This window comes from Burkholderia sp. Ac-20365 (genome assembly GCF_017104715.1).
Taxonomy (GTDB): Bacteria; Pseudomonadota; Gammaproteobacteria; order Burkholderiales; family Burkholderiaceae; genus Paraburkholderia.
In genome coordinates, this window is sequence record NZ_JAAGPI010000026.1 from 20992 (window position 1) to 45300 (window position 24309).

Below are 24309 nucleotides of genomic sequence, written 5' to 3' on the forward strand. Positions count from 1 at the left end.
CTACTTTTCTTTGCCGCGGCAAAGAAAAGTAGGCAAAAGAAAGCCGCTGAACACCGCCAGCTCTTCTCTTTGCCCACGGGCCCCCAACGGCCCCGTCCTGTTCGCGGCATCGTTCTTCTTGATGCCCGCTGCCAACGCTCTTACTGAGCGCCTCACCCGCTTCACACTCCCGCGTCGCCGCCTACGCGATCAATTTGCCCACGTTCTATAGCGGCCAACTCTGTGTCGGCTTTCGCGCCGTATGCGCACCACTCCGGACTGGGAAACACGATCGGTGTCGCAGGAGCGCTGCCGTGTGAAGCACTACGACCTACACATAGTTTGCCACCTGGGCGGCAGTGACCGTTCGCTGCCGCTGGCTGCGTTACGGGTGATTGAAGCGGGTGAGGCGCCGATTCAAGGCGCTGGCAACGGGCAGTGAATAGCAGAACGCCGTGTGAAGCGGAGGACCCGTTGGGGGCCCTCAGGCGGTGGTCAAGAGCGGGCGGTGTTAGCCCGCTTTCTTTGCTTACTTTCTTTGCGGCGGCAAAGAAAGTAAGTGCCGCCCCGCACAGGGGCCACGCCTGAAGAACCGATAACAAAACGCGGATGCCAGCGCAAAGCGAAAGCAAAACCAAACCAAAAACCAAAACCATCAATTCGACGAAGTCGTCTTCCTAGGCATCCCAAACCCGCCCAACAACGCAGCGAGCGGCTGTTTAGAAGCTGGCTTCTGCGGCGCCGCAGGCACTTCCTCACGCTTACTGGCAGCCGAAGGCGACGGCTCATAAGGCTTGAAGAAGAAATCATCAACCGGTTGCTGACGATGATGCGTGCCATGCGCCGGACGCTCATGCGCCCCCGTCGTGCGTCGACGGCTGCCGCGATCGTCGCGATCACGCCGCGCGCCGCGCTCTTCATGATGATGACGTACGGGCGCATCGACCGTCAGGCGTTGCACGTCGAGCGGACGCTTGATCAGCTTCTCGATATCGGCGAGTTGCTTGCGCTCGTTCGGGCTGAACAGCGACAGCGCATCGCCCGATGCACCCGCGCGTCCCGTCCGGCCGATCCGGTGTACATAGTCTTCCGCGTTGAACGGCAGATCGAAATTGATCACAGCGGGCAGTTCAGCGATATCGAGACCGCGCGCGGCCACGTCAGTTGCGACGAGCGCTTCGATCTCGCCGCGCTTGAACGCCTCGAGCGCCTGCATCCGTTCGCTCTGCGTGCGGTCGCCGTGAATCGCGGTGGCAACCACGCCGTCGCGCTCCAGTTGACGCGCCAGACGGCTCGCGCCGATCTTGCTGTTACAGAAGACGATCACCTGCTTGAGGCTGCGCTCGCGGATCAGTTGCACGACCGCGCCCGTTTTGTCGCCTTCAGCGACTTCGTAGACGATCTGCGTGACGTTGGTCGCCGTCGAATTGCTGCGCGCCACTTCGATCGTCTGCGGATTGCGCAGGTACGTCGAAGCAAGCTTCTTGATTTCGGGCGAGAAAGTCGCCGAGAACAACAGCGTCTGACGCTCGGCGGGCAGCAGGTTCAGGATGCGCTGCAGATCGGGCAGGAAGCCCATGTCCAGCATCCGGTCGGCTTCGTCGAGCACGAGCATCTGCACCTGGCCGAGATTGGCCGTCTTTTGCTGCACGTGATCGAGCAGACGGCCCGGTGTAGCAATCAGGATTTCGACGCCGCGCCGCAGTTCCGCCGATTGCGGATTCATGTCGACGCCGCCGAACACCACCGCGCTGCGCAGCGCCGTGTGCTTCGCGTACGACTGCACGTTCGCGGCGACCTGGTCGGCGAGTTCGCGCGTCGGCGTGAGAATCAGCGCACGGACAGGATGGCGGGCGGGCGACGCGCTCGTGTTCGCGAGCGGCAACAGGCGCTGGATGATCGGCAGCGAGAAGCTCGCCGTCTTGCCTGTGCCCGTCTGGGCCGCGCCCATCACGTCCCGGCCGCCCAGCACGACGGGAATCGCCTGTGCCTGGATCGGCGTTGGCGTCGTGTAGCCCTGCTCCGCGATGGCTTTGAGAATGTCGGCGTGAAGGCCGAACCGGTCGAAGGTCGCGTCGGTAGGCGTGGTTGTTGTGTCGGACATGGTGGCTTTCGCTAAAAATGCGCCTGCGCTCGTGCCGCTTGCGCGTTGCCAAAGACGGGCGCGGTGGCGTCCGCTCAAACTGGTTCTGCAGCTTCTTTTGCAACGGCCGGGGCCGCGGAGGGCATCAGGATGAAGGCGGAGCCACGGCAATCCGCACAAGGCCCGATCTCGCTGTGACAGTTATCAGCGACGATCAACGACTATGGGCAAGCATGCGGCCGGCTCCGGCCGGCGGAAATATCCGCCGGAAAGGGCGGTATTGTAGCACTTCGGCATACAAGCCCTCGGCGCGCACCCAGGGTTACTACCTTACCTACGCTGCAGCAGCGTATGACGGCATATTTCAAGCGGGGACGGACCATACCCGACGCGGGCAGCGTAGTCGCGCGATGAGTCAATCTGGTGACAACGCGCCGGACGCCGCCCGACCCCATTTAAGACGCCGGGTTCACCACGTTTCGCGCATCACCATCAGCCGCAGTTCCGTCATGTCTTCGATCGCGTATCGGATGCCCTCGCGCCCCAGCCCGGAATCCTTCACGCCGCCATACGGCATGTTGTCGACGCGAAACGACGGTACATCGTTGATGACCACGCCGCCCACGTCGAGTTCATCCCACGCCTGATGCGCGTGCGCGAGCGAGTCCGTGAACACCCCCGCCTGCAGGCCAAAGTCGCTGTCGTTGACGGTCGCGAGCGCGCTTTTGAAGTCGTCGAACTTTTCGAGGATCGCCACGGGCCCGAAGGCTTCCTTGCGATACAGGTCGGTCTCGCGCCCGACGTTTTCCAGCAGCGTCGCCTCGAACATCGCGCCGTCTACCTTGCCGCCCGCGACGATTTTCGCGCCCGCCTTCACCGCGCTGTCCATCCAGCCGGCCAGACGTCGAGACTCAGATTCGGAGATCATCGGCCCGACGAAGGTCTTTTCGTCCTTCGGGTCACCCATCTTCAGCGACTTCGTCTTCGCGATCAGCTTTTCACGCACCGCGTCGTACAGCGACGCATGCACGAGAATCCGCTGCACGCCGATGCAGCTTTGCCCCGACTGATAGAACGCGCCGAACGCAAGCCGGTCGACGACGTAATCGAGCTTGTCGCGCTGATCCGCGTCGACCACTGCCGCCGCATTGCCGCCCAGCTCCAGAATCACCTTCTTCTTGCCCGCCTTCGCCTTCAGATCCCAGCCGACAGCGGGCGACCCGGTAAACGACAGCAGCTTGAAGCGTTCATCCGTGGTGAAGAGATCGGCGCCGTCCCGATGCGCGGGCAGAATCGAGAACGCGCCTTTTGGCAGATCGGTCTCCGCCAGAATCTCGCCGATGATCAGCGCACCCACAGGCGTGCGGCTCGCCGGCTTCAGCACGAATGGCACGCCCGCCGCGAGCGCCGGCGCCACCTTATGCGCGGCCAGATTCAACGGAAAATTGAATGGCGAGATGAACGAGCAAGGCCCGATCGGCACGCGCTTTACATACGCGTGATAACCCTTCGCGCGAGGCGAAATCTCCAGATTGACGATCTCGCCGTCGATACGCACCGATTCTTCCGCCGCGACCTTGAACGTATCGATCAGCCGCGTCGCTTCGCCGCGCGAATCGTTGATCGGCTTGCCCGCCTCGATGCACAGCGCCATCGCCAGTTCGTCGAAGCGCTCGCGAAAGCGCTTTACGCAATGCTCGAGCACGGCCTGGCGCTTGAACGGCGGAAACGCGCGCATTGCGGGCATTGCATCGACGGCCGCGGCGATGGCCTTGTCGATCGCCTTCGCGTCGGCCATGGCGACGCGCGTGGCCACTTCGCCGCTGAATTTATCGGTGACTTCGAGATCGGTGTTCGCGGCGACGGCTTCGTTGGCGAGGTAGTACGGATAACTCTTTTGCAGCATGACTCGTTCTCCTTTTTCGCAATCGGTTAGCGCAGCATAGGCCGTACCGTGACGGCGGCGCCGCGCGCCGAAGAAGAAAGCGCAACGCTCAGAGCTGCGCCGAAAGCCGCTTGATCTCGCGATTGAGCACGCGCTCGTTGTCCGAGTAATCAATGGGAACATCGATCACATGCACGCCCGGCGTCGCGAAACACTCGCGCACGAGCGGCGCGAGTTCCGCCGCCGACGCCACGCGATGTCCCTGCGCCCCATAACTTTGCGCGTAGTCGACGAAATCCGGGTTGCTCAGTGTCATCCCATAGTCGGGGAAATTCATGTTTTCCTGCTTCCAGCGAATCATGCCGAACGCGTCGTCGCGCACAATCATCACGACGAGGTCGAGCTTCATCCGCACGGCCGTCTCCAGTTCCTGCGAGTTCATCATGAAGCCGCCGTCACCGCACACGGCCATCACTTTTCGCTCGGGATGCACGATCTTGGTCGCAATCGCCGACGGCAACCCCGCGCCCATCGAAGCGAGCGCGTTATCGAGCAGCAGCGAATTCGGCTCGTGCGCGCGGTAGTAACGCGCGAACCAGATCTTGTACATGCCGTTGTCGAGACAGATGATGCCGTCCACGGGCATCGTCTCGTACACATCGTGCACGACGCGCACGGGATACATCGGGAAGCGGTCGTCGTGCTGGCCTTTCGCCAGATGCGCCTCGAAATGTTCCTTGATTTCCTTGAAGCGCGCGAAGTCCCAATGCTCGCCCTTGCCTTGCAGCGCTTCTTTCATCTGCCAGACAGCATTCGCGATATCGCCGACTACTTCGATCTGCGGGAAATACACCGTGTCCACTTCCGCGCCGAGAAAGTTGACGTGGATTACCGTCTTTTCGCCGGCATCCGCGCCGCGCATGAAGAACGGCGGCTTTTCGATCACGTCGTGGCCGACGTTGATGATGCAGTCCGCGTGATCGATCGCGCGGTGCACGAAGTCGCCATCCGACAGCGTCGCGTTGCCGAGCCACAGCGGATGCGACTCGTCGATCACGCCCTTGCCCATCTGCGTCGTGAAGAACGGAATGCCGATCTGGTCGACGAACTCGCGCAGCATCTTGCGCGTAGTCTTGCGGTTGCCGCCCGCGCCGATCATCAGCACCGGATGCTTCGCTTCGACGATCGCCTTCACGGCATGCGCGACGGCCTTTTCCTCAGCGACAGGCCGGCGGCTGTAGCTCTTCGGAATCGGCTTGCCGTCGCCCTCTTCATGCGCGACGTCTTCGGGCAGTTCGAGATGCGTGGCGCCGGGCCGTTCTTCCTCGGCCTGCCGGAACGCTTCGCGCACCGACGCCGGAATATTGCCGATCGACACGATCTGCCGCGTGTACTTGGTGAGCGGCTCCATCATCCGCACCACGTCGACGATCTGGAAGTGGCCCTGCTTGCTCGACTTGATCGGTTTCTGGCCCGTGACCATCAGCATCGGCATGCCGCCGAGCTGCGCATACGCGGCGGCCGTCACGAAGTTGGTGGCGCCGGGGCCGAGCGTCGCGAGACACACGCCCGTGCGCCCTGTCAGACGGCCATAGGTCGCGGCCATGAAACCGGCCGCCTGTTCATGGCGGGTCAGCACGAGTTTGATTCTGGAGCGGCGCAGCGATTCGAGGAGATCGAGATTTTCTTCGCCGGGAATGCCGAACACGTACTCGACGCCTTCAGCTTCCAGCGATTTGACGAACAGATCCGATGCTTTCATGGGAAGTCTCGCTTGACGAACGAACGCAGACCGGGCCGCCATATTGTGAATGGGCAGCACGCGGACAAGGATGATCGAAGACGATGACAGCCGCGCCAATGCATCGAAACGGGGGCGCGGCCTGTGCGTGGCACACAGCTTACTACCGGAGATGAAAACGTGTCGGTTCGCGGGCAGCGTCGTCGCGCGCCTCGCGAGCCATGATGAAAAGCGAGAAAGATAAGCGTCGCGACGCCGGCAACGATCAGCGGACGATCGTCACGCAATCGGACAGCAGCGGCGGCGCATCCTCGCCGAGCATGGCGTCGTAGAGCGTGGCCTGCGGACCCTTGGTCCACCACGTATAGCTGCCCGCCTGATATTTCGCGCCGGAGCCGGACATCACGTTGACGAACAGCATCTGCCGGCCTTTCACCGGCAAGATCGCGAAGCTCTGACCGTTGGTAGCATTCAGATAGGTGACTTGCAGGATGCGGCCCGTTGCGCAGGTGTACTTCTGCATCACGCGATGCGAAGTACGGATATCGGGCAACGGCAGCAACTCCGCGGCGCGCGCCGCGCCCGATACCGCCACCAACGCCAGCACGCCCACGTATGCCCACCACCGTCTGCTCATCGAATGCCTCGTTTGCTGATGCCCTTTCGTATGACTGCTCGCGCGTGCCGAAGTTTGCGGCGAGGTTTGCCGATTACGGATCGATGACCTCGGCGCAGGCATCGGTCGGCGCGGCGGCGACGTGACCGACCACGGGCACGATCTTCAGCCCAGCCGACGCGACGCGGCACGGCGCCGCAGCCAGCCCGCAACCGCCCAACGCACTCACGAGCGCGAAAACCGATGCGCATAGCGCGACTCGACGCGCAATCGTGCGGCCTGAGTGGTTCGCTTTCACCTTCAACACTCCTTGCGCGCTACGCCGCCAGGCTTTGCGCCGGTTTACTTCGCCGACACCGGCTTGACGGCGCCCGCCGCCTGCTTCGCGCGCTGCAGCGCTTCGCCGATATCGTCGCCCGTCGCGAGCGCCACGCCCATGCGACGCTTGACGAAGCTCTCGGGCTTGCCGAACAGGCGCAGGTCCGCGCCCGGCACCGCCAGCGCCTGCGCAACGCCTTCGAACGCAATGCCTTCCTCGTCGAGCCCGCCGTAGATCACGGCCGATGCACCCGGCGCGCGCAAGGTCGTATCGACAGGCAAGCCGAGAATCGCGCGTGCATGCAGCTCGAATTCGGAGAAACGCTGCGACGCGAGCGTAACGAGGCCGGTGTCGTGCGGACGCGGGCTCACTTCCGAGAACCATACGTCATCGCCGCGCACGAAAAGTTCCACACCGAACAGGCCACGGCCGCCGAGCGCCGTCGTCACCTTGTCGGCGATCTCGCGCGAGCGTTCCAGCGCGAGCGGACTCATCGGCTGCGGCTGCCAGGATTCGACGTAATCGCCCGCTACCTGCACGTGGCCGATCGGCTCGCAGAAGTACGTGGCCGTCTGCTGCGTGGCCGGGTCGATCGCGCGTACGGTCAGTTGCGTGATCTCGTATTCGAAGTTGATAAAGCCTTCGACGATCACGCGCCCATGATTCACGCGGCCGCCCGCCATCGCGTACTGCCATGCGGGTTCGACGTCGGCGTCGCTACGCAGCACCGACTGGCCTTTGCCCGACGACGACATCACCGGCTTCACGACGCACGGATAACCGACCTTCGCGATGCCCGCCTTCAGTTCGTCGATGGAATCGGCGAACGCATACGGCGACGTCGGAATGCCGAGTTCTTCGGCAGCAAGACGGCGGATGCCTTCGCGGTTCATCGTCAGTTGCGTGGCGCGTGCGGTCGGGATCACTTCAGCGACGCGTTCGGTTTCGATCGCGGCGAGCGCGTCCGTGGCAATGGCTTCGATTTCCGGCACGATCAGATGCGGCCGCTCTTTTTCGACGAGCGCGCGCAACGCTTTCGCGTCCGTCATGTCGATCACGTGCGAGCGATGCGCAACCTGATGTCCCGGCGCGTTCGGATAACGGTCCACCGCGATCACTTCGACGCCGAGCCGTTGCAGCGCGATGATCACTTCCTTGCCCAGTTCACCCGCGCCGAGCAGCATGACGCGCGTAGCCGAGGTCGAAAGCGGTGTGCCGATGCGTTGGCCGATCTGCATGAAAGCTCCAGAGAATTTGTGACAAAAAGCGGGTGGAATGAATGACTGCGCCGATGTTAACATGCGCGGCCCCTGTGGCCGCGCCGTCTGCGTGCCGATAACCCATGCTGAGGGCCGTGCTTTCAGCCAGCCGCCGCGCGCCGCGGGCAACCGGCGAACACGGCGGCGTTTTGCCTTATGCCGTTCGTCACCCGCGTTTGCGCTCGCATGCGGCGAGCGTAGTGCGATACCCTTACGCCTTCGCCAGTTTAGAGAGGAACGACGATATGCAGCCCACGTCCGCCACGCAACGCGACACGCGCTCGAGCGCAACACCCGACGCATCGTCGCATGCACCTGGCGCGGCCGCGCGCGCGTCGCTCCGCCAGCGTGCGGGTCGTGCATTCACCGCCGTGTCGATGGCTGCGTCGCTGTCCCTGCTCGTCGCCGCCTGTGCGATGCCGAAGCACGCCGATTCGGAAGCCCCGCCGCCCGATCCGTTCAATCCCGCCGCCACGCAACTGCTCGACAACACCGACTGGCAGCTGAGCAACTGGAAGGTAGCAGGCGGCGCCACACGCGACGTGCCCGGCGGCGCGAACGGCGAGCCGATCACACTGGTGCTGTCGACGCAAACGGGACTTCGCCGCGCCAGCGGCTTCTCCGGCTGCAACCGCTATACGGGCAGCTACACGCTGAAGGACGGCAAGCTGGGCTTCGGCCCGCTCGCGGGCACGCGCATGGCGTGCGCGACGCCGGGCGGCAAGATTGAAGGCGCGTATCTCGACGCGCTTTCGCATATCGAACACACGGGCGTCGACATGCGCAAACCGCAGCAACTCCAGTTGATCCTCGACAACGGCGACACGCTCGTGTTCGCACGGCGCGCCCAATGACGGCACGACCGCGTGCCCTCGCGGATGCGCGCTGCGCGGCTGGCCCGCTTCGCCCGGTTAAACTCGACGGGTCGCGCGCACGCGCATCCGTCATTCGTTGATGTCTAGCATGCAAACGGTAGTTTTCGGCTGGTTCGGCGCTTCCGCCGTCTGGTTTCTTCCCCTCGTGTGGCGTCTCGTGAAGTCCGTGCTGCCGGGCGGCGCGGGCCTGCGCGGCCCCGGCACGATCCGGCTGTGGCTCGGCTTTATCTGCGTGCTGGTGGCAAGCTGCACGCTCGAAGCGTCGCTCGTCAACGTGCAGGGGATCGACGGCTTCGGGCATGCGCTGTCGGCTGGGCTGACCCATCTGATGGGGCGCATCGCGACGCCGCTCGTGATGCTCGGCCTGTTCGTGATTTCACTGCCGTGGCTGATCGATTTCAAATGGTCGTCGTTCGTCGGCTGGGCCAACGACGCGTTCGGGCTTGGCCTGTCGCGCCGCGCGCGCGACGATGAAGCACGCGAGTCGCGCGTTTCATCGCGTATCGCCGCTGAATCGACGCCGTCGCATAGCAGCGCGCCCATCAACACGATGGCGCCGAAGGCCAATGGACGTTACGCGCGGCCAACCGTCTGGCGCCCGCCCGCGATGAAGCGCGCAGCAGGCGCCGCGGGCGCCGCAGCCGTGGCAGGCGAAGCGATGGGCATGCAGACGGGGCCAGCGATGGGTGTCGGCGACGGCGGCTTCGCGCGCAACGGTGCGGGCCATTCAGCGGGTGTTCCTGCGGCAAGCCAGGCGCCGAGTCATCGGACGAGCGTGCCTATGCCACGCATACCCGCTGAGCCTGTCGCGCCCTCGGGCTGGCTCAACCCGGAGCCGGTTCGCGTGCAGCATCGGGAAATCGCGCCCGCGACAATGGAAGCCGCCCGCGTGGCCGCCACGCCGCCTACGGTGTTCGGCAGCACGGCTGCGTTGCAGTCGTCGAAGGCGGCAGCAGCCAATGCCGCTGCACGCGGCGCGTCGACGAGTCCTGCCGTGACGTCGGCGCGCTCGGCGGCATTGCGCGCGGCAACGCTGGCACACATGCGTCAATCGGCTGCCGTGAGCGCGACAACCCCTGCGACGCAGACGAGGCGAGGTGTCGCGTCGAATGGTTCGACCGGCATGCGCGGTGCCGCGCCGAATCTCAAGGTGCCCGCCTACACGCGAGCCAACGCGTCCGCCCACCAGCCTACAGCGCCGACGGCACCCGCCGCGAGCGTGCAGGAAACCTTGCGCAGCATCGAGGAAAATGCAGCACGCTGGACGACGCTCGCGGGTGCGAGCCTCGCCCGGCGCACCGCAAGCGACCCCGCCAGAGTGGTCGAGACACGTAGCGCTCCGGCCGCATTTGATGCGGCTCTTGCGCCCGCTGTGTCTGCGGCCGTCGCGCCGGGGGCTCCGGCTGTGACGGCTGGCACTGCTGTCGCCGGTGCTGCGGCGGTCGCCGCAGTCGATCAGGCTGTGTCGGCACTGGAAGCCGCGATTGCCTCGCAAACGACACCGGTCGCGCCGACGCCTGCGTTGCCGGCAGCAGCAGACCAACAGGAACGAAACGAAGAAGACGTTGCGACGGTCATCGCCGGGCAGCCTGCTGCATCGTCGGCCGCAACGCAAATGCAGGTCGCGGCGGCCGAGCCGGCAGTGACGCACGTCAACACGGGCGATGCGACATCGTCTGTCGAGCTACCAGCAGTCGTGGCAGAAGCGCCGGTTGCAGCAGTCGAGCCGCAGACACCACCGATCGCCGCCGGACATGCAGTCGCGCCGGTGATCGAAACGACCCGCGCAGCGGCAATGCCCGAGGCAGTCGAAGCGCTCCAGCCGCAAATCGTCGACGAGCGGACCGAGACGCAAACGCAATCAGCGGCGCAAAGCGCGGCTCCCGCTGTGCCAACGTCTGTGCCGGCGACACCGGCACCGGCGCCCGAACAGGCTGTCTCGAGCTCTGTCATTGCCTCCACGCCTTCCGTCGACTCCGCGCTGGCCGAACCGATCGAAACGTCGGCTGCACAACCCACGCCGCCGCAAAGCGACGACAACGAAATCGAGGCGAATGCCCCGGCAACGCCCGTCGTCGAGGATGTGACAGCGGCTCACCAGGTCGAGACGGCATCACAACCGGATACGCCGGCCACACCTGCGGACGTCGTCGAAGACGACACGACTGCGCCCGCCGAAGAGCTGGAAACGCACCCTGCTCCGCCGGCGCCATGGGAAGCCATCACGCAATCCGTATCGCTGCTGCGCGTGGCGGCGGCAAACGGTCCGTCGATGCAGGCGCATGGCACGCCCGTGTCGAATGCTCCTGCGTATAGCGATAGCGATAGCGATGCAGTAGCGCCGCTCGAACCCGTCGCCAGTTCGGCAATCGTCGACGAAGAAACGAACGACGATGCCTCCGAGGCGCCATCGAACATCGTGCGTTTCCCGGGCGCGCTTCCCGTCGCGCAAACGCCTGAGCAAAACATCGCGAGCGGGTTCGAACCCGATCTGCCGCCGCAAGCCGATACCGCCGCCGCGCAAGAGGCGCAGCCCGGCACGCAGCCAGACACACAATCCGAACCAACGCCCGCTACCCCGCCCCGCCCTGCCGTGCGCGGCCACAGCGGCCCCGCCTTCGAGTTCCACGCGCCCGCGGCCTCATACATCGAACTGCCGGCGCTCGATCTGCTCGCGCCCGCGTCGTCCGACGCCGAACCCGTCAGCGAAGAAAAGCTCGCCGAAACAGGCGCACTGATCGAACAGCGCCTGCAGGAATTCAAGGTGCCCGTGACGGTGGTCGGCGCATCGGCCGGTCCCGTCATCACGCGCTTCGAAGTCGAGCCCGCGCTCGGCGTGCGCGGCAGCCAGATCGTCGGGCTGATGAAAGATCTGTCGCGCGGTCTCGGCCTGACGTCGATTCGCGTCGTTGAGACGATTCCTGGCAAGACCTGCATGGGTCTCGAACTGCCAAATGCGAAGCGTCAGACCATCCGTCTGTCCGAGATTCTGGAAGCCAGCGTCTATCAGAACTCCACGTCGAATCTGACGCTCGCGATGGGCAAAGACATCACCGGCCACCCCGTCGTCACCGATCTCGCGAAAGCGCCGCACATGCTGGTCGCAGGTACCACGGGCTCGGGCAAGTCGGTGGCGATCAACGCGATGATCGTCTCGCTGCTGTACAAGGCGACGCCCGAAGACGTGCGCATGATCATGATCGACCCGAAGATGCTGGAGCTTTCCGTGTACGAAGGCATTCCGCATCTGCTCGCGCCCGTCGTGACGGACATGAAACTCGCCGCGAACGCGCTGAACTGGTGTGTCGGCGAAATGGAAAAGCGCTACCGGCTGATGTCGGCCGTCGGCGTGCGAAACCTGCAAGGCTTCAACCAGAAGATCCGCGACGCCGCCGCGAAAGAAAAGAAGATCGGCAATCCGTTTTCGCTGACGCCCGATGCACCCGAGCCGCTGTCGTCGCTGCCGCTGATCGTCGTCGTGATCGACGAGCTGGCCGACCTGATGATGGTCGCGGGCAAGAAGATCGAAGAGCTGATCGCGCGCCTCGCGCAGAAGGCGCGCGCCGCCGGCATCCACCTGATTCTCGCGACGCAGCGCCCTTCCGTCGACGTGATCACGGGTCTCATCAAAGCGAACATTCCGACGCGGGTCGCGTTCCAGGTGTCGTCGAAGATCGACTCGCGCACGATTCTCGACCAGATGGGCGCCGAGTCGCTGCTCGGTCAGGGCGACATGCTGTTCCTGCCGCCCGGCACCGGTTATCCGCAGCGCGTGCACGGCGCGTTCGTTGCCGACGAGGAAGTGCATCGCATCGTCGAGCATCTGAAGCAGTTCGGCGAACCGGAATACGTTGAAGGGATTCTCGACGGCCCCGCGACGGATGGCGGCGCCACGCAGGATCTGTTCGGCGAAACGCCGGATGCCGAAGCCGATCCGCTTTACGACGAAGCCGTCGCGTTCGTCGTGCGCACGCGGCGCGCGTCGATTTCGGCTGTGCAGCGGCAGTTGCGTATCGGCTATAACCGCGCGGCGCGGCTGGTCGAACAGATGGAGACGGCAGGCCTCGTGTCGGCGATGGGCATCAACGGCAGCCGCGAAGTACTCGCACCGGGACCGGCGGAGTAAGACGTATCAGACCCAAAGGACGGGCAGCGTCGCCCGCCCTTTCTCAAACCGCGACCGTCACGACGGCGACACCCACTTGAAGTCCACGGGCGAGCCGATATCGATGCGCTTCGGGTTCGCTTCCAGCAGTCCGCTTTGCGGATCGCGACGGAACACGTAAGCCGTATCGCTGTTCTGATTGCCGACGATCAGCCATTTCCCGGTCGGATCGATTGAGAACTCTCTCGGCGCTTTCCCAAGACTCGACTGACGGCCCACTTCGCGGATATGGCCGTTGGCGGGATCGACCGCGTAGATCACGATCTCGTTCGCGTCGCCGCGATTGCTCGCGTACAGAAAGCGCCCATCCGGCGACAGATGGATCGCGGCCGCGCCCACCTGCCCCTTGAAGCCGGGCTTCGTCATTGGCACGACCTGCAGTTGCGTGAGCTTGCCGTCGTCGTAGCTGAACGCGGTGACGGTCGCCGTCAGTTCGCTCGTCAGATACGCGCGCCTGCCATCGGCGCTGAACACCAGATGACGCGGACCCGAGCCCGCCTTCACGTCCGTGTAGCGCTTCTCCGTCGGACCGAACAGGCCGCGGCTGCCGTCGGGCGTGTAGCGGTACGCGTACAGCTTGTCGGTGCCGAGATCCTGTGCGAACAGATACTTGCCGTCTGGCGAAAAAACGGTCGAATGGACGTGCGCATTATCCTGGCGTCCCTTCACCGGGCCGCCGCCGTCGTGATGCACGGTCAGCACCGATGCGCCCACCTGCCCGTTCGCCTGCAATGGAAACACCGCGAAGCTGCCGCCGGGGTTGGCGGCGACCGAGTAATTGGCCGTCGTCAGATATTTGCCGTCGGGCGAAATGCTCAGATAGCACGGATCGTTGCCGTCCGACGACACGCGGTTCAGGAACGTTAATTGCCCGCTTTTCGCATCTAAACTGAACGCGCTGATACCGCCACGCTGGTCGGCCGGACCGTTGTCGCCGGGTTGCTCGTTGACGGAGTACACGTAGCGGCCGTCGCGCGACGCGATCACATACGACGGGTTATCGGTCTTCGCCGACGATACCTGCGTGGCGTCGCCCGACTTCGTGTCGAAACGATAGACGTAGATGCCTTCGCTCTTCGGGCCGGTGTAAGTACCGACGATCAGATCGTAGACGCCGTCGGCGGGCGCAGCGGGCGTGCCCTGGGCGAAAGCCTGCGTGGCGGCAATCGATACCATCAGTGTCAAACCTCTCATGATCGAACAGACGGACAAGCGGGACTGCGGATGGGAACTAAAAGACTGTGGCACGGCACACGCTAAAGCTCGTGTACGACGCTGCATGACGACCTCCTGGCGAGACGGTTATTCGGTTCGTATGTGTCGCTGGTCTGCCGCGCGGCTCGATCGAAGCGTGCCGTGGTCGTGTGTCTCATGCCTGACGGCTGCGGCCTTCGCACTGCGCCCTCGCGGCCGGTCGTCAATGTCGTAGTTGCGGCAAGTATAAGAGCGTTGCCCGCGCTCGCCCAGTCGCATCGGCGAACGCAGGCTAACCGGCAGGTTGTCTCTCACCGTCGTCAATTCGAAGAATTCAAACAAAAGGAGTTGCCATGAACATCCATCTCACGCTCGGTCCGCTCGTCGCGCTGATCGCCGGCATTCTCATTCTGATCATGCCGCGCCTGCTCAACTTCATCGTCGCGCTGTATCTGATCATTATCGGGTTGATCGGTCTGTTCGGTGTCGGCGGCACCGCGCACTTCTGAGCGCAAAAACGACGCGCAGCACCACGCGGGCCGCTCTCGCGGTCCGTGCGGTGCTGCGCGTGTATGTCGTGAAGCGCGGGCGGTCTCGAACGAAACCCGTTGCCTCAGGCGTGTCAGCCGTTCGACAGTTGCTCGAGACGCCAGCGCCCCTGCAAGGACAGCCCGCCGACGGCATAATGTCCGTCGGCTTCGCTATAGCGCTTGAAGCAGGCACGTTCGATCAGAAATGCTGCGGCCGTTTCCATCCCGTTGCGTGAGAGGCCGAGCGTGCGGAAGTCGAGTGGGAGAAGCGAGTCGTCAGGCAGTTGGCTCGCGGCGGAGAGAATCGTGATGCAGTCAGATTTCGACGGGTTCAGCATGGCTTATCCTCGAAAACGGGGCCTAAGCTGCGGGTGGCAACGGCGGCCGCCGGTGGGCTGCGATTCGTCAGAAGTGTCACGTTCAAAAACCGATTGTAAGCATCAAAAAATCGGATTGCCAATACCCTGAATGCTCGCTGGCGTGCGAACCAGAACGCATCGCGCAAGTCAGGTAACTACGACGCTCGCGTACCGTTTTGGCGCCGTGCAGGAGTGTACTTATTACACACTGACCGACCGCTTTACCATGCCCGCACTTATCGAAGACTATGCACTCATCGGCGACGGCCACACGGCCGCGCTGGTTTCGCGCGACGGCTCCGTCGACTGGCTGTGCTGGCCGCGTTTCGACTCCGGCGCATGCTTCGCCGCGCTGCTCGGCACGGAGGACAACGGCCGCTGGCTGATCGCGCCCGCTGAAGACGTCGAAACCGGGGGCGATCAAGCGAAACCGCAAGACGGCACGCGCGACGATCGGCGCGCGAGGCCCTGTGACAAGCCGGTGCCGCGCCAGGCCGACAAGCCGGCAACGGCCGCACGTCCGGCACGGCGCGAAAAGGCGGCCGAAACAGACACGCAAGCCGAAGCCGCCCGCACGGAAACGCGTACCGACAGCGAACCGAAGATTCAGCCCGGCTTTGCGCGCGCGACGCGCCGCCGCTATCGCGGCGAAACGCTGATCCTCGAAACCGACTTCGAGACACCCGACGGCGCGGTCACGCTGATCGACTTCATGCCGCCCGGCAACGGCTGGTCGGAGATGGTGCGAATCGTCGTGGGCAAGCGCGGCACCGTGAAGATGCGCATGGAACTCGTGCTGCGCTTCGACTATGGCTTTTCAATTCCTTGGGTCAGCCGCCTCGCCGACGACAGCGGCGTCAAGGCGATCGTCGGGCCGGATACCGTCGCGCTGCGCACGCCCGTCGATCTGCGCGGCGAGAACATGAAAACGGTCGCCGAATTCACTGTCACGGAAGGCGAGCGCGTGCCGTTCTCGCTCACCTACTCGGAATCGCATCTGCGCATTCCGCCCGTGCGCGATCCGCATTCCGCCCTCGCCCGTACCGAGAACTACTGGCTCGAATGGTCGGCGCGCGGCACCGTCGAAGGTAAATACGCGGGTCCGATCCGCCGCTCTCTGCTGACGCTCAAGGCGCTCGCCTACGAGCCGACGGGCGGCATCGTCGCCGCCCCGACCACGTCGCTGCCTGAGCAGATCGGCGGCACGCGCAACTGGGACTACCGCTACGTTTGGCTGCGCGACGCCACCATCACGCTGCTCGCGATGATGCGCGGCGGCTATTACGACGAAGCGCGCGCGTGGCGTTCGTGGCTGGGCCGCGTGATGGCGGGCTCGCCCGAGCAGTTGCAGATCATGTACGGCCTCGCGGGCGAACGGCGTTTGCCGGAGTTTGAAATCGACTGGTTGCCGGGCTATGAGAATTCGGCGCCCGTGCGCATCGGCAATAACGCGGTCGGGCAATTGCAACTCGACGTGTATGGCGAAGTGATGAACGCGCTGCATCTGGCGCGCGTCGGTGGCCTGCAGAACGACGAGACTGCATGGAACGTACAGTGCGAAATGCTGCGCCACCTCGAAACGATCTGGCAGGAACGCGACGAAGGCATCTGGGAGACGCGCGGCGGGCGCCAGCACTTCACGTTCTCCAAGGTGATGGCGTGGGTCGCGTTCGACCGCGCGATCAAGTCGGCGGAAAAATTCGATCTGCCCGCGCCGCTCGAACACTGGTACGCGGTGCGCGCGCAGATTCACGAGGACGTCTGCGCGAAAAGCTGGAACGCGCAACTCAACGCGTTCACGCAGACCTACGGCGGCGACGAACTCGACGCGAGCGTGCTGCTGATGCCGCTGCTCGGCTTCCTGCCGCCTTCGGATCCGCGCATTGCCGGCACCGTCAACGCGATCGAAAAGGATCTGATGCACGACGGCTTCGTGATGCGCTACCGCACGACCGAATTCGACGACGGTCTGCCGCCCGGCGAAGGCACCTTCCTCGCCTGCAGCTTCTGGATGGTCGACAACCTCGCGCTGCAAGGCCGTATCGACGACGCGCGCGAGATGTACGAACGGCTTTTGTCGCTGGCGAACGATGTCGGGCTGCTTGCGGAGGAATACGACCCCGTGGGCGGGCGGCTTGTCGGGAATTTCCCACAGGGGTTTTCCCATGTGGCCCTTGTTCACACTGGGCTGAACCTGATGAAGCACGAGCAGGAAATGGCCCACGCGACAGGCCAGCCGCCCCACGACGGCCAGGGTGAACAACCCGGTCAGCCGCCCGCTGGCATGTCAGATGCTGATATGCCAGCGTCACCCGTCATCTAAAGAAAGCGGACGAAATGTCGATGACCTGGATATGACACGCGATGAGTGTGCAAACGCACTGTTGTTGCATTGCACAAATCGTATGCCTTCTATATCATCAAGCGAACCAGACGGCCGATAATCGTCGCCACCAACAATTCCACACGTAACCAGAACCGGCCAGCCTCGTCGCGGCGCGTCCAACACACGCTGCCCTGCGCGAACCGCATAACGCTGGAGCACCCATGCTCTATCAAATCCACGAATTCCAGCGGGCACTTTTGAGCCCGCTCACCGCCTGGGCTCAGGCTGCCTCGAAATCGTTTGCGAATCCGGCCAGTCCGCTCGCCTATGTGCCGGGCGCCACGCGCCTGTCCGCAGGCTACGAGTTGCTGTACCGTCTCGGCAAGGATTACGAGAAGCCCGAGTTCAACCTGCACCAGATCATCAAGGACGGCCACAACATTCCCATCGTCGAGCAGACGATCGTGGAAAAGCCGTTCTGCCGGCTGATGCGCTTCAAGCGCTATTCGGATGACAGCGATGCCGTCACCCAGTTGAAAGAAGAACCCGTGGTGCTGGTATGCGCGCCACTGTCGGGCCACCATTCGACGCTGCTGCGCGACACCGTCAAGACGCTGCTGCAGGATCACAAGGTCTACATCACGGACTGGATCGACGCGCGCATGGTGCCGATCGAAGACGGTCCGTTCGATCTCGACGATTACATCGCGTACATCCAGGAATTCATCCGCCATATCGGCGCGAAGAACCTGCACGTGATTTCGGTGTGCCAGCCGACCGTACCCGTGCTCGCCGCCATTTCGCTGATGGCGAGCCGCGGCGAAGACACGCCGCGCACGATGACGATGATGGGCGGCCCGATCGACGCGCGTAAGAGCCCCACGGCCGTCAATTCGCTGGCGACGCAACATTCGATCGAATGGTTCGAGAACAACGTCATCTACAACGTGCCGCCGAACTATCCGGGCTTCGGCCGCAAGGTCTATCCGGGCTTCCTGCAGCACACGGGTTTCGTCGCGATGAATCCGGAGCGTCACGCGGCGTCGCACTGGGATTTCTATCAAAGCCTGCTGCGCGGCGACGAAGAAGATGCCGAAGCGCATCGCCGTTTCTATGACGAATACAACGCGGTGCTCGACATGGCCGCGGAATACTATCTGCAGACCATCCGCGTCGTGTTCCAGGAATTCAGCCTGGCCGAAGGCACGTGGGAAGTGAACGGCGAGCTGGTACGCCCGCAGGACATCAAGAAGACCGCCCTCTTCACGATCGAAGGCGAACTCGACGACATCTCCGGAAGCGGCCAGACGCGTGCCGCGCACGAGCTGTGCACGGGCATCCCGGAGAAGAACCGTCGCCACTTCACGGCGGAAAAGTGCGGACACTACGGCATTTTCTCGGGCCGCCGCTGGCGCACCATCATCTATCCGCAACTGCGCGACTTCATCCTCGAACACACGCCGAAGGCGACGCGCAGCAAGACAGAAGAACGCGTCGAAGCGTAAGCTTCGCGCGGCAGGCGCAGCCATTGTTGCGCCTGCATCGACCCGGATATGACAACGGCCTCTTGCGAGGCCGTTTTTTCGTCTGGCGAGCGTGTTCGGCGGGTTTAGCGCCGCATCAGATACGCGAGCAGGATTTCCGTGTTCATCTGGATCACTTCGCTGCGCTCTGCCGCCGCGCTGAAGTCGCGGCCCAGCGTCGCTTCGAGCGTGAAGCGGTTCGACACGATGTAGTAGCCCATCCCCGACAGCGTCACATAGAAGCGCAGCGGATCGACATTCGTGCGAAACAGACCGGCGCGCTGACCACGCTCGAGAATCGAGCCGAGTGTGGCAACGATGGGCGAGATCATTTCGCGGATGCGCGTGGACTTCTGCATGTAGCGCGCCTCGTGCAGATTCTCGTTGTTCACGAGTCTCAGCAGTTCGGGGTGATCGCGATAGTAGTCCCACACGAAATGCGCGAGCCGTGTCACGGCCTCGACAGGCGCGACGCCCGCGAGATCGAGCGTACGTTCGGCTTCCGTCAGTGCGCTGAACGCGTGTTCGAGTACTGCCGTGAAAAGCTGCTCCTTGCTACCGAAGTAGTAATAGAGCATGCGCTCATTGGTCTCCGCGCGGCGGGCAATCTGGTCGACGCGTGCGCCGAACAACCCACCATTCGCAAACTCTTCGGCCGCCGCAAGCAGAATGCGGCGCCGGGTGCCTTCAGGATCTCTTTTGATTTTCGGCTGATTCATGGTGGCATGTGCCTTCGTGAGCCGCGTTATCCGGATCGCTCGCCGTCCGATTGCCTGGCCTTGCAACGGCAGCGCTGAGCGGGGCTGGTTGGTGGATCACCGTCCTGCGGTCTTACAAAAAAGCGCTTCGATTATGGCACATGCTTCGGTAATAACAACTGGGGAAATCGGCGATAATACGCAATTGACCGTGCATTTGACCGATAGCCGCGTGCATCTGCCGAGCCGCGCTAGTGGTTGCCCCAGGGCACCCTGTGTCTCGCGTGGTCCGCGCGACGTTCTGCGCAAGCGCATTGGCATAGGCCGATGCGCACATCGACGGTGCGGTTGAAACCGCATCCATTGCATCACAAGCATTCGCCGCGCCTGTAGACGGCGACAGCATGTCCCCCACGTCTTGACCGTGACAGAGTCCAAAACATTCGCGGATCTCATCGAAGATCTGCTGCCCCAGACACAATGCACGAAGTGCGGCTACCCTGACTGCCGCGCTTACGCCGAAGCCATCGCGCAAGGCGGCGCCAGCTACAACCAGTGCCCGCCGGGCGGCGCGGAAGGCGTCGCGCGGCTCGCGAAGCTGCTCGGCAAGCCCGTGATTCCGCTCAATCCCGACAATGGCGTCGAGCGCGCGCGGCCCGTTGCGTTCATCGACGAAAGCCTGTGCATCGGTTGCACGCTGTGCATGCAGGCGTGTCCTGTCGAAGCCATCGTCGGTGCGCCGAAGCAGATGCACACGATCGTCGCCGATCTGTGCACGGGCTGCGATCTGTGCGTGCCCCCCTGCCCCGTCGATTGCATCGAGATGATCCCCGTCACGGGCGATCACACCGGCTGGGACGCGTGGAGCGAGCCGCAGGCCGAAGGCGCACGCACGCGCCACGAACAGCGACGCGCGCGCATCGCGGCAGAGCGCGAGGCTGCGGAAGCACGCGCGGCAGCCAGGCGGGCAGCGGCGACAAACCCGTCCGGCCCGGCAACGCCGGCTGCGCCAGTGGTTGGGTCCGCACCAACAGCGGCGGCCGAAGCGGCCGCCGCGCCCGTCAGCGACGCCGAAGCGAAGAAACGCGCGATCATTCAGGCGGCGCTCGAACGCGCCCGCAAGAAGAAAGAGGAAAACGCCGCGCAAGGCCTGGGGCCGAAGAACACCACGAATGTCAGCGCAGACACCCAGGCACAGATCGACGAGGCTGAAGCGCGCCGTCGCCGGCTGGGCCTTGCGACTGACCATTCCGAATCAACACCCAAGCAAGACGTCGATCAACCTAACAAGTCCTGACTCGCCGGATGAACGCGACCAAACGACGTGCGATCTACGAGACGCTCCAGAGCCTGAATCCGCATCCGACGACGGAGCTCGAATACTCGACGCCGTTCGAATTGCTGATCGCCGTGATGTTGTCCGCGCAAGCAACGGACGTCTCCGTGAACAAGGCGATGCGCCGGATGTTCCCCGTCGCGAATACGCCGCAGAAGGTATTCGACCTCGGCGAGGAAGGCGTCGCCGATTACATCAAGACCATCGGCCTGTATCGCACGAAAGCGAAGAACGTGATCGCGACGTGCCGCATCCTGCTCGATCAATACGGCGGCGAAGTGCCTGCCGGGAGAGAGGCGCTGGAAAGCCTGCCGGGCGTCGGCCGTAAGACGGCGAATGTGGTGCTGAACACGGCATTCGGCCAGCCGACCATTGCCGTCGATACGCACATCTTTCGGGTTGCCAACCGAACGGGGCTCGCGCCGGGCAAGGACGTGCGCGCCGTCGAACTCGCGCTTGAGAAGTTCACGCCGGCCGAGTTTCTGCAGGACGCGCACCACTGGCTGATCCTGCACGGACGCTATGTGTGCAAGGCGCGCCGGCCGGAGTGCTGGCATTGCGTGATCGAGCCGCTGTGCGAGTTCAAGCCGAAGACGCCGCCGCCTGATCTTTGACGTCCTCTAGCGTGGCGCGGCGTCGGCGCCATCCGTCTGCGTGCCTCGCGGGCGCGGCGTAAAATGGCCCAAACGTTCGCCCAAGCCGGCAGAGCGCACCCCACTCGCTTTCACCATCCGAAGTCCACGATGTTCAATCCCAGCCGCGACGAAGTCCGCCGTTTTTTCACCGACACCTGGCGCAAGCAGCGCGCGGGTGAAATCCTGACGCCGCTCGAAGCGATTGCCGCCGACTGGATCATCGAGCATCCCGAGTATCACGCCGAGCTTACGGACGCCGAGGCAGCCACGGCTCAGGACTACTCGCCCGAGCGCGGACAGACCAACCCGTTCCTGCATCTGTCGATGCATCTCGCCATTAGCGAGCAACTGTCCATCGATCAGCCGCCCGGCATTCGCGCCGCACATGACCGGCTCGCCGCGCGCCTCGGTTCGACGCACGACGCGCAGCACGCGATCATGGAATGCCTTGGCGAAACGATCTGGGAAGCGCAGCGCACCAACACGCCGCCCGATACCGACGCCTATCTGCAACGCATCGAGCGCCGCGCATCGCGCGACTGATCGACGTCGTTCTGCGAACTTCTGCGAACGTCTCTCACGCAACAACCGTCGCACGAAAACAAACACCCCGCAGTTGCGGGGTGTTTGTCGTGATCCGTCAGCGAGCGTGGCGCAGCTTACTTCTTCTGCACGAGATCGCCATCCAGCGATTCGATGTAAGCGGCAATATCCTTCATGTCGCTCTGCGACAGGCTCTGCACCTGCGCCTGCATGATCGCGTTGTTGCGGCCGAGGTGCGGGTTGCCCGTGCCCATCTGGTACTGGCGCAGCGCCCAGTAGATGTAGTCGGCATGCTGGCCGGCCAGCTTCGGATATTCCGGGCTCACGGGCTTGTTCAGGTTCGGGCCGTGACAGGCCGCGCAGTTGTGGCTCTCGGAGAGCACCTTGCCGTTGCCGGCATCCGCCGCGTGCGCGTTCGATGCGACGACAAAACCGGCCAGCGCGAGCGCCGCGCATGCAGCCTTGACCACCGTATGAAGTGCGTGGGGATGCTTGTTCATGGATTCTCCTGTGTCGACGGGAGTTGCGCTGTTGCGCTGACCTCCGTCCCATGCAAACTGGTTGCAGCTGCGAAGTCGATCAGCCGATAACGTGCTGTCGCACGTCGCCGATCACTTGTCCGGATTGTTTTTGGAAGCGGCTGTCTGCGCCGAGTAGTACGCGGCGATATCGGCGATGTCCTGATCCGACAGCGTCACGGCGATCGCGTGCATCGTGTCGAAATGGCGGTCGCCCTTCTTGTACGCGTGCAGCGCGTTCGACAGATAGGTCTGGTTCTGCCCGCCCAGCATCGGCACCCGATACACCTCGGGATAGGCCGTCCGATAGTCTGGAATACCGTGACAGCCGATACACATCGCGACCTTGCCCTGGCCCGCCTTGGCACTACCCACGACATCCACTACCTGCGCAGTTGCCGAAGTTGCCGCAAAACCCGCGAGCAACGACATCGCTGCGATCACGACCTGTTTGCCGACGATTTTGTTCATAGCTCTTTTAACCTGGCTTGAGGGGGAACGGGCGCCCAAAAAGGCTACGGCCTGCGCCGTTTTACTTGTCTGGGTTGCCACGCAGGCCAAAAAAATCGGCCCAATTGTACCGCGACGCCGCGCCAAACGTCCACCGGACGGGACCCGACCCCCGCCCCGGCAAAGCGCCGCGCCACAAGGCCGAAACGAAGCCGCCGCACGAAATGCCGCAACGGGATAGCCACACCGGCGCCCGCCCGGGCGCGGCGGATTGCCGCATGCGGAAATCCGCCTCTTGCACTCACCGCACGCACCATCCGACGCGGCTGACACCTTACGCGAGCCCGCGGGAGCACAACAGGGCTTCTGACTTATACTGGAATTTTTCCCGAACGAGCGTCCTGTCATGCGTTTCGAAGGCTCATCGCAATACGTCGCCACCGACGACCTCAAACTCGCCGTCAACGCCGCCATGACGCTCAGGCGGCCGCTGCTCATCAAGGGCGAGCCGGGAACGGGCAAGACGATGCTCGCGGAAGAAGTGGCGGCGGCGCTCAACATGCCGCTGCTGCAGTGGCACATCAAGTCCACCACGAAGGCGCAGCAGGGTCTGTACGAATACGACGCCGTGTCGCGCCTGCGCGATTCGCAGCTCGGCGACGAGCGCGTGAAAGACATTGGCAACTACATCGTCAAGGGCGTGCTGTGGCAGGCGTTCGAGTCGGAGCAGCAATCCGTGCTGCTGATTGACGAAATCGACAAGGCCGACATCGAGTTTCCGAACGATCTGCTGCGCGAACTCGACCGCATGGAGTTCTACGTGTACGAGACGCGCGAACTCGTGAAGGCGAAGCATCGGCCACTCGTCATCATCACGTCGAACAACGAGAAAGAACTGCCCGACGCGTTCCTGCGCCGCTGCTTCTTTCACTACATCAAGTTTCCCGATCCGTCGACCATGCAGCAGATCGTCGAAGTCCACTATCCCGGCATCAAGCAGGACCTGCTGCGCGCCGCGATGGAAAGCTTCTTCGAGTTGCGCAACGTGTCGGGCCTGAAGAAGAAGCCGTCCACGTCCGAGCTGCTCGACTGGCTCAAGCTGCTGCTCGCCGAAGACATTCCGCCCGAAGCGCTGCGCTCGAAGGATCAGAAGCAGATCGTGCCGCCGCTGCATGGCGCGCTGCTGAAGAACGAACAGGACGTCGCCCTGTTCGAGCGGCTCGTGTTCATGAATCGCAACAACCGCTGATCAACCGCTGATCGCGCCACTGGCGC

General features: G+C 63.7%; 19 protein-coding genes and 2 pseudogenes. 10 read left to right on the forward strand and 11 right to left on the reverse strand.

Annotation, left to right across the window (positions count from 1 at the left end):
- Positions 1-634 precede the first annotated feature (634 nt).
- The 6 genes from G3O01_RS31415 to purT form a co-directional block, all read right to left on the reverse strand.
- On the reverse strand, positions 635-2083 hold the full coding sequence (locus tag G3O01_RS31415; protein ID WP_205810883.1) for a DEAD/DEAH box helicase: 1449 nt from the start codon (positions 2081-2083) through the stop codon (positions 635-637).
- Between the two features lie 448 nt (positions 2084-2531).
- Complete coding sequence (locus tag G3O01_RS31420) at positions 2532-3968, reverse strand: aldehyde dehydrogenase family protein (protein WP_205810884.1); 1437 nt, start codon at positions 3966-3968, stop codon at positions 2532-2534.
- 88 nt (positions 3969-4056) lie between these two features.
- Positions 4057-5709: an acetolactate synthase large subunit gene (locus tag G3O01_RS31425; RefSeq protein WP_205810885.1), complete on the reverse strand. Its 1653-nt coding sequence runs from the start codon at positions 5707-5709 to the stop codon at positions 4057-4059.
- A 244-nt stretch (positions 5710-5953) separates the two neighbouring features.
- Positions 5954-6325 carry an MliC family protein gene (locus G3O01_RS31430; protein WP_205810886.1) on the reverse strand — a complete coding sequence of 124 codons (372 nt, stop codon included), beginning with the start codon at positions 6323-6325 and terminating at the stop codon, positions 5954-5956.
- A gap of 73 nt (positions 6326-6398) precedes the next feature.
- Positions 6399-6575 carry a DUF6726 family protein gene (locus G3O01_RS31435; RefSeq protein WP_346779232.1) on the reverse strand — a complete coding sequence of 59 codons (177 nt, stop codon included), beginning with the start codon at positions 6573-6575 and terminating at the stop codon, positions 6399-6401.
- A 71-nt stretch (positions 6576-6646) separates the two neighbouring features.
- Positions 6647-7861, reverse strand: a complete 1215-nt coding sequence (gene purT, locus G3O01_RS31440; protein WP_205810887.1) for a formate-dependent phosphoribosylglycinamide formyltransferase — start codon at positions 7859-7861, stop codon at positions 6647-6649.
- Between the two features lie 266 nt (positions 7862-8127).
- Between purT and G3O01_RS31445 the strand changes: the two genes are divergently transcribed.
- Together G3O01_RS31445 and G3O01_RS45610 are read left to right on the forward strand one after the other, a co-directional pair.
- Complete coding sequence (locus G3O01_RS31445; protein WP_205810888.1) at positions 8128-8736, forward strand: META domain-containing protein; 609 nt, start codon at positions 8128-8130, stop codon at positions 8734-8736.
- 109 nt (positions 8737-8845) lie between these two features.
- On the forward strand, positions 8846-12883 hold the full coding sequence (locus G3O01_RS45610; RefSeq protein ID WP_205810889.1) for a DNA translocase FtsK: 4038 nt from the start codon (positions 8846-8848) through the stop codon (positions 12881-12883).
- Positions 12884-12940: 57 nt separating this feature from the next.
- Here G3O01_RS45610 and G3O01_RS31455 read toward each other — a convergent pair whose 3' ends face one another.
- Entirely contained in the window at positions 12941-14116 is a 1176-nt protein-coding gene (locus tag G3O01_RS31455; RefSeq protein ID WP_241024418.1) for a lactonase family protein, read from the reverse strand.
- Between the two features lie 353 nt (positions 14117-14469).
- On the opposite strand from G3O01_RS31455, the gene G3O01_RS31460 reads away from it, so the two are divergent.
- A complete protein-coding gene (locus tag G3O01_RS31460; RefSeq protein ID WP_205810890.1) occupies positions 14470-14625 on the forward strand; it encodes a DUF3096 domain-containing protein in 156 nt (51 codons plus the stop codon).
- Positions 14626-14738: 113 nt separating this feature from the next.
- Here the strand turns inward: G3O01_RS31460 and G3O01_RS31465 are convergent, their stop codons facing one another.
- The gene (locus G3O01_RS31465; protein ID WP_012401476.1) at positions 14739-14984 is read right to left on the reverse strand and encodes a hypothetical protein; all 246 of its coding nucleotides are present in this window, start codon (positions 14982-14984) and stop codon (positions 14739-14741) included.
- A 247-nt stretch (positions 14985-15231) separates the two neighbouring features.
- Here G3O01_RS31465 and G3O01_RS45790 point away from each other — a divergent pair.
- The 3 genes and pseudogenes from G3O01_RS45790 to phaZ form a co-directional block, all read left to right on the forward strand.
- A pseudogene (locus tag G3O01_RS45790) lies at positions 15232-15411 on the forward strand (trehalase-like domain-containing protein); the annotation flags it as partial.
- A gap of 219 nt (positions 15412-15630) precedes the next feature.
- Positions 15631-17328 (forward strand): annotated as a pseudogene (locus G3O01_RS31470) (glycoside hydrolase family 15 protein); the annotation flags it as partial.
- Between the two features lie 224 nt (positions 17329-17552).
- A complete protein-coding gene (gene phaZ, locus G3O01_RS31475) occupies positions 17553-18836 on the forward strand; it encodes a polyhydroxyalkanoate depolymerase (RefSeq protein WP_205810892.1) in 1284 nt (427 codons plus the stop codon).
- 104 nt (positions 18837-18940) lie between these two features.
- On the opposite strand, the gene G3O01_RS31480 is transcribed toward phaZ, so the two are convergent.
- Positions 18941-19573 (reverse strand): TetR family transcriptional regulator, encoded by a 633-nt coding sequence (locus tag G3O01_RS31480; RefSeq protein WP_007583389.1) that lies wholly within the window; start codon positions 19571-19573, stop codon positions 18941-18943.
- Positions 19574-19970: 397 nt separating this feature from the next.
- Here G3O01_RS31480 and rsxB point away from each other — a divergent pair, with 397 nt between their 5' ends.
- From rsxB to G3O01_RS31495, 3 genes are all read left to right on the forward strand, one after another.
- Positions 19971-20849, forward strand: coding sequence for an electron transport complex subunit RsxB (gene rsxB, locus G3O01_RS31485; protein WP_205810893.1), 879 nt, complete (start codon positions 19971-19973; stop codon positions 20847-20849).
- An 8-nt stretch (positions 20850-20857) separates the two neighbouring features.
- Positions 20858-21502 carry an endonuclease III gene (gene nth, locus G3O01_RS31490; RefSeq protein ID WP_205810894.1) on the forward strand — a complete coding sequence of 215 codons (645 nt, stop codon included), beginning with the start codon at positions 20858-20860 and terminating at the stop codon, positions 21500-21502.
- Between the two features lie 129 nt (positions 21503-21631).
- A complete protein-coding gene (locus G3O01_RS31495) occupies positions 21632-22066 on the forward strand; it encodes a DUF1841 family protein (RefSeq protein ID WP_205810895.1) in 435 nt (144 codons plus the stop codon).
- A 116-nt stretch (positions 22067-22182) separates the two neighbouring features.
- Here the strand turns inward: G3O01_RS31495 and G3O01_RS31500 are convergent, their stop codons facing one another.
- Together G3O01_RS31500 and G3O01_RS31505 are read right to left on the reverse strand one after the other, a co-directional pair.
- Entirely contained in the window at positions 22183-22566 is a 384-nt protein-coding gene (locus G3O01_RS31500) for a cytochrome c (protein WP_205810896.1), read from the reverse strand.
- A 111-nt stretch (positions 22567-22677) separates the two neighbouring features.
- The gene (locus G3O01_RS31505; protein ID WP_205810897.1) at positions 22678-23055 is read right to left on the reverse strand and encodes a cytochrome c; all 378 of its coding nucleotides are present in this window, start codon (positions 23053-23055) and stop codon (positions 22678-22680) included.
- Positions 23056-23440: 385 nt separating this feature from the next.
- Here G3O01_RS31505 and G3O01_RS31510 point away from each other — a divergent pair, with 385 nt between their 5' ends.
- Positions 23441-24283 (forward strand): MoxR family ATPase, encoded by an 843-nt coding sequence (locus G3O01_RS31510; RefSeq protein ID WP_205810898.1) that lies wholly within the window; start codon positions 23441-23443, stop codon positions 24281-24283.
- The last annotated feature ends 26 nt before the right edge of the window (positions 24284-24309 follow it).